The sequence below is a fragment of the Nostoc sp. 'Peltigera membranacea cyanobiont' 232 genome, from assembly GCF_002245985.1.
GTDB lineage: Bacteria > Cyanobacteriota > Cyanobacteriia > Cyanobacteriales > Nostocaceae > Nostoc.
Map to the genome: position 1 here is coordinate 1 of NZ_NOLK01000263.1, position 6,104 is coordinate 6,104.

General features: G+C 42.2%; 9 protein-coding genes and 1 pseudogene. 7 read left to right on the top strand and 3 right to left on the bottom strand.

The annotated features are described in order from the left end of the window. From CDG79_RS38355 to CDG79_RS38365, 3 genes and pseudogenes are all read right to left on the bottom strand, one after another. A pseudogene (locus tag CDG79_RS38355) lies at positions 1–1,747 on the bottom strand (hypothetical protein); the annotation flags it as partial. Positions 1,748–2,304: 557 nt separating this feature from the next. Continuing rightward, a complete protein-coding gene (locus CDG79_RS38360; protein ID WP_223278603.1) occupies positions 2,305–2,493 on the bottom strand; it encodes a hypothetical protein in 189 nt (62 codons plus the stop codon). After that, a complete protein-coding gene (locus CDG79_RS38365; RefSeq protein ID WP_094346746.1) occupies positions 2,486–2,677 on the bottom strand; it encodes a hypothetical protein in 192 nt (63 codons plus the stop codon). The genes CDG79_RS38360 and CDG79_RS38365 overlap by 8 nt, the downstream gene beginning before the upstream one ends. 229 nt (positions 2,678–2,906) lie before the next feature. On the opposite strand from CDG79_RS38365, the gene CDG79_RS43140 reads away from it, so the two are divergent. The 7 genes from CDG79_RS43140 (at position 2,907) to CDG79_RS38395 (ending at position 6,039) form a co-directional block, all read left to right on the top strand. After that, complete coding sequence (locus tag CDG79_RS43140) at positions 2,907–3,071, top strand: hypothetical protein (protein WP_189525279.1); 165 nt, start codon at positions 2,907–2,909, stop codon at positions 3,069–3,071. Between the two features lie 267 nt (positions 3,072–3,338). After that, positions 3,339–4,436, top strand: a complete 1,098-nt coding sequence (locus CDG79_RS38370) for a ParM/StbA family protein (protein ID WP_094346747.1) — start codon at positions 3,339–3,341, stop codon at positions 4,434–4,436. Then, positions 4,417–4,611, top strand: coding sequence for a hypothetical protein (locus CDG79_RS38375; protein WP_094346748.1), 195 nt, complete (start codon positions 4,417–4,419; stop codon positions 4,609–4,611). Before CDG79_RS38370 ends, CDG79_RS38375 begins: the two co-directional genes overlap by 20 nt. A 1-nt stretch (position 4,612) precedes the next feature. Continuing rightward, positions 4,613–4,837: a hypothetical protein gene (locus tag CDG79_RS38380; protein ID WP_094346749.1), complete on the top strand. Its 225-nt coding sequence runs from the start codon at positions 4,613–4,615 to the stop codon at positions 4,835–4,837. A gap of 86 nt (positions 4,838–4,923) precedes the next feature. Then, positions 4,924–5,181, top strand: coding sequence for a hypothetical protein (locus tag CDG79_RS38385; RefSeq protein ID WP_143855716.1), 258 nt, complete (start codon positions 4,924–4,926; stop codon positions 5,179–5,181). Position 5,182: 1 nt separating this feature from the next. Further along, on the top strand, positions 5,183–5,593 hold the full coding sequence (locus CDG79_RS38390; RefSeq protein WP_094346751.1) for a hypothetical protein: 411 nt from the start codon (positions 5,183–5,185) through the stop codon (positions 5,591–5,593). Further along, a complete protein-coding gene (locus CDG79_RS38395; RefSeq protein WP_094346752.1) occupies positions 5,593–6,039 on the top strand; it encodes a hypothetical protein in 447 nt (148 codons plus the stop codon). The genes CDG79_RS38390 and CDG79_RS38395 overlap by 1 nt, the downstream gene beginning before the upstream one ends. Positions 6,040–6,104 lie beyond the last annotated feature (65 nt).

Consider the following 6,104-nt stretch of genomic DNA (forward strand, 5'->3'; position numbering starts at 1 on the left):
GTCCTAGCGTCCCCTTGCCCCCACCACTTAAGCCAATTAAGTGGGGAAACCGACCATAAGGGGCAGTTGGGTCTAAAAACATACTCGTGAACGCCCGAATCACTTCAACCAATTCTGACCCAAAGCTCTCATTTAGAAATTTCAGAAAAACTTCTGGGCATGGTTTGTTGGCTTCGTAATCGTGGGGAATGATATTAGTGAGGTAAAAATCTTGGCGATGAGGCATTTGTTCACCAGTTCGCAAATCAACAACACAATTCTTAAACCCTAATAAATGAGTATTGGTTGGCAGTGGTTCTGCTGGTTCTAAGCGACTGCGGCAATATTTAAAGGCAGATTCCTTGTGTGCGTTGGTTTCGTAAGGTTTGGTTATTCTCCAGCCAAATGTCTTTGTGTAAGAGAGCTTGTAAGCGGATTCTCCAGCGTCTGCGAGGAGCTTGTAAGCTTTATTATCATCTTGGTGCTGCCAGACCAAATTCTCTTGTGACCACTTGTAAAAGGATGAATTCACTACCATCCATTCAGTTTGAGGAAAGACTTTTCGGTAAGCCCAGCCATCAAAAGTACCAGAAGTCACGCAGTTAGAGTAGGGTAAATTCATGGCAGTGCATACAGGCAAGTAAAATGCCTCTGGGTCTGCTGGGTCAATATCTATTTTGGAATTAGATAAATCCGTAACTTCTTTTTCAATAGTTTCGGATTCTGCCTGTTGCGATCGCTCTGCTTGCTTTCGCTCTGCTACGGCTGCGTGAATCTCCTGCTCTAACCGACGGATAAATTCTGGTATTTCCATTTGCCCCAAAATTTCTTTGATGTCACTCGACTTATATGGTAAATCGGGGCAGATACTATTGGGGCTAATTCCAATAAATGCAATTCCTACTTCTGCTGCACACTCAGAACACGTCTGGAGTTTTTTTAATCCAGTGTCATCGGGGTCATGCAGAAAAACAATTATTCCGACACCACTATCAAAAGCTCGTTGATATTCCGAGGTAATTGTTTTCTTATCCCATCCACTGCCCTGAAATGTAAATCCACAAAGTCCATTTGCTCTGCCAACTTCTACGCATCCCTCACCCTCATGCTGGAGTAGTGCCGGGGTTCCCACCACAGATTTAGCACAGGCTAAAGCTTCATCAATGCGATATGCCCCCCAAGGTTTATCGCCCTTTCTCATTTCTGGTGTGCCATCTGGAAGCCTATGCCATTGCCGAAAGGTCTTTTCGTAACCTTTTTCTTTACTGGCATCTGACCACTGGTAGCGGACTATCCATTGCGACTCTGAGTAAGGATAGATTGTTTCGGTGGCACTGCCGGGAAGTCCTTTTGGTGGTCTACTCGTTAATTCTTTCGGTTGGGGAATATCGGTCGCAGTATCCGTCAACATCACCAAACCTAATTCACCATCTGGAATTGGCGCACTTTTGGGCAAGATTCTCTTGGGCTTTGCTGCCAAACGGTTTAGGGATGGAGTGTAATTAGCCCCTGCCCTTTCTGCCACCACTTCAGCCCAAGGTTTAATCGCCTCTCTGACGTGTTTGCACTCACAGCCGTTAAAGCATTGATACTTTCCGGTTTCTGGGACGATAGATAAGTCATTCCCGCCACAAACTGGACAAATAAACTTATCTTTAGCTTTGGAAGGCTCTAACTGATCTTGAAAATTTCGGATGTCGAAGGAGGCGAACGCCTCTGGCATAACGGAGCGGCCAACGCTCTCTTGTCCTTTTAAAACGGCTACCATTGTGAAATCCTTGTGAGGTAAATTGTGTGGGCTTTACCTCCCCCGAAGATTCACCAAAGTTTTAATTAAATTTCTCTATAACCTGTTGTAGGAAGTTGTAAGAAGTACTAGGAACTGATAACATTAGGTTATAAAGAAATTTGAATATTTTTCAAACAAAACAAAGGGGTGTCTTCTAGGACTGTTAAACAACTTGTTACAAGCAAGTTGAGTCTTGGGGAGGCATTCTTTTCTTATGTATATCTGGTGACATGACACTTAGAAAAGATGAACTAAGGGTATAGTCTTATTACATAGTAAATTATCTCAGGCAAAAAAAATAATAAATATCTCAACTTTATAAAATAAAACAATTTATCTATTTTCCCAAGCCAATACACAGCAAAGCTTTTGCAAGTTTTTAACTAACATTAAAAACCAGATAAATACTTCACTGTATTAATAGTATTAGTGGACTAAAAATAATTCAATTTGTTGATGCTGCTTCAACTTGACATTAATCTAAGATTTTGACTGACTTAATACCTTGGCTGCATTTTGTCACTAACAGCCATCTTTTAGCCTCTGGTTCTAACGTGGGCATGATTCTCCAGTTGAAAACATCTGCCCAAGTTTCGATCCCGTGAGTGGAGAGCAAAACTGACTTCAAGTTCCTTGAACCGTACCCAATCGCGATCGCTGATAGCTGTCAAAACGGGGAGAAGCCAGGGCAGTGATTTTAAATCAATGGCAGATGGGTTAATCATTTGATTTGTTTTTAGCGATCGCATCTGTAGACACAGATTCTTTCCAGTTGGCAAGGGCGGCAACAACTACCCCTTCAACTAGATTCGAGACAGTTCTTCGCTCGGATTTGGCCCACGCTTCTAAATCCGATTTTGTTTCATGTTCGCAAGTAAACATTACTTTAGCCTTTTTTGTTACTCCCATTTCTACTCACTTCAACAGCTTACTGAATCTTTACTCAACTATATCCTTTAAGACCCTGACTCTGTAAGCTTTTTTAGTTTAACTAAGTTGAAGCTTGAATATTTTAGTTGACAGCTTCAGTAGCTATAATCTACTATAGCACTCATAAGCAAGGCAAAAACGCCAACGGCAGACAAGATACACATATTCTTGGCGACTTCAGCCTGCAAATTTATTTTGAGGAGAATTTATGCGAGTAACAATCAGGCAATCTCTACACCCATTTATTAGCAATAAAGCGCAGGAATTAGGCATTAATGACCATGCAGAGGTAGTTAACTTCCTTTTACTCCAGATTTTGCAAAACTCGATGCTGGCACAGACTCAGGCTAGCGCAAGCCAAAATACTCAGTAGTGTTGAAAAGAAATGTTTCATGAAACAGTTTCAACGGTTGCATCAATGTTTCAGCCTCACAACAACCGTGAAACGCTACTTACACGAGCCTGAAACATGAAACATGAAACATGAAACGTTAGTTGATAACGACTACTTTTCCTTGTGACAGTGACGATAAAAAGTTGAGGGTAAAACGATATGTCAAGACCTAAAAAACAACCAACATTTATAAGCACGAACGCACCCAACATAAACGAGCCTGAAACTATAACAGAGAAAGCATCAATGCCATCAAAAAAGGTAATTCATTTGATGCTAGATGCTGGGCGCTCCAGTATTAAATATCAGGCTTTCGTTAATAACGAAACTGGCACAACACCAGTGATGAAGACCGAATCTTTAGTGTGTTGTGTGCCATCAGTACCCTTTGGAGAATTAGGAGCTTTCAGCCTAAGCCGAGGCAAAGATGAAAACAACAAAGATATTACTGAGCATTGGGTCGTTGGTAGCTCCGCCAGACTGCAAGGTAAGGAATATATAGCAATGAGTGATTCCGAGAATCACAAAGTAGACTACTTCCCCATCCTTGCACTAGGCGCAATCGCATCTCTGCCAAATCTGCTTGAGTTGTCCACGGGTACAAGCGCCAAGCGTAGAACCTTGCACATTCGTTTATCAACCCTCTCGCTAGCTTCCCCATTAGAACTAAAAAAAGCCATTGAACAATGCAAGTGGATAGCGGTAGATGGTGTTAGATACCGTCTGTGCTTCTCAAAACTTGGCTTTCTGGGATTTCCAGAGGGATATGGCGCGTCACTTTGGGCAAGCGAACGCTTTGACGATAAACAGTTCCATACTTTTGATATTGGATATGGTACAGCCACAATCAGCGAATACAGTAATCTCGGCAAATTACCAAAACGGGTAACTTGTAGTCCAAATGGTGGCGGTGGTGTCGCCACACTAATCAAGGAATTCTCCAGAGCATTGAGCAATACCGATTCTTCTAAAATGATTCGCCCCTCCCAACTGCGCGAGATTTTAGAAACTGCAACCATTGGCGATAACGGCATAAGTGCGATTGCACCTGATGGTGAAGACATTGGGAGTGAGTTAGAAAACGCGATTCATTCATGGATGAAAGATTCTCCCTTGGCTTATGCCCTAGATGATGTATCCGTGAAAGCTAGACGCAGCAAAGTAACTTTGTGTGGCGGTGCGTTTGCGATCGCGCCTGTGCAGATGTTGATTAAAGAAAGATTACTCAAATCTTGTATTCCAGAAAGTAATTTGTTGATTCCCGAAAATCCGGGAACCGTTGCTTTATCAGAAATGAAAAAACTTTACTTAGGAGAAACGACCGATGTTAACCAAGCGGCTTAACTACAATGTCCCTCAAGACTTGACTCCAGCCATCAGAATGCTTGCAGAAATGGATGGGACAACCCCCGCTTACTGGCTGAGAAAAGCTCTAGAAAAAGTAGTTTCGGAAAGGTTCTCTGTCAATAACAATCATCAAATCAATTTAGGAGATTTGGAGGCGATAAGAGGTGAATAATATGATGAACAGTATTGTTAGCACAGAAGAAATAGTAATTGTTCTGGCTGGTGTTGAGCAAACTTTAAGGTTTATTCAAGCTACTCCCGAATATAGGAGACTGCAAACATCAGAGCATTTTACTACATCAAATGACTTGGTTTTGAATGATGCCATTCAATCAATATCTGAAGTTTTAGATGGCATTGAAAAAGTACAACTCGCTAACAGTTCTGATGAAGAATAATTGTGCAAACGCTTGCCCGGTCAAGAAAAGCGTTTGCACAAACCAGCATCAGGCATTCAATCGATACACACATTAAGGATATCAAAATGGCGCACCCTGTAGGATATTACTCTCTCTCTCACGACAATGCACTCATTAAAGATATGTGTGAGACATGGGGCGAAGGATTAGAAAAGATGAGCGAATCAGACACGCTCTGGTTAATTGCACGTGTAGCCCATGAAGCATGGTTAGAGTCTGAATCTTCTATCGCTCCTAGCAACGAAGCGGAGTCAGTATTGAAACGACTGCATGAGTTAAAGCAATGGGAGAAGTTTGCACTAATCAGCGCAATGGTGCAGTGAGATGTACAAGAAGCAATTGTATCTAGCTTTGGCTGGTGTCGGGGTCTGCTTCTTGCCTGTAATTATCCCCTTGATTCCCAAGTTGGGGGCTTATGCAGAAGCCGAAAGATTAAAAGCCACCGAAGGATTAGAGCGAACTCGCATAGAAGAACGGGCTAAGACCAGCGATGCCTTATATGAGGCGGGAGTCATGCCCACAACTCGAAAACTGAGGATTACGAATTATTTTGACAGTAGTAAACGCAATCCCAGACCAGACCCAACCCTTTATCAAAATGATGAGATTGTTGATGTTTTTGACGCAACGGGTAAGTGTATTGGGCGAATTGAAGAAGGAATTTGGAAGTGGAAGCACAAAGCCAAAGGGATTTGTGAAAGCGTTCAAAATATCAAACCAGTAAGGAGGAAGTAATGGCGTTAGGTTCATCAAGTGCAGAAAGTAATAGCACTGGTAACACTGATGGTAAACCCAAGGGTAAGAAGCGAACGCTTGGTGAAATCATCGATTTTTGTGCCAAGGCTGTTGTGATGATTGTCGGCTTACCCATTAGAGCAGCCGCCGCGATTGTCAATCAGTTTGTTGCTAACGGTGGCGCGGGTCGTGCCTTGGTAGGTGGGATTTTATTTATTGGTGGTTCTGTAATTAGTGCTGATTCAACTTGGCAATTAATCTTTACTGGCCCCCCTGTTTTACCCTGGTTTGAGCCGACTTGGAATTGGCTAAATGTGCCGTTTGCACTGTTCAACCCGTTTTTTTACCTTGCATTCATAATTTCTGTAGGTGTTCAAGTAATCGGGGACTTCCAGAAAATAAACTATTCCATTAACAATAATGATAATCATTTTAAAGGGGAATGAAGTGGCTGCCGTAGGCAGCCACTTCATTCCCCTTTTGTAGTAATTTAAATAATGACGCTTATTTT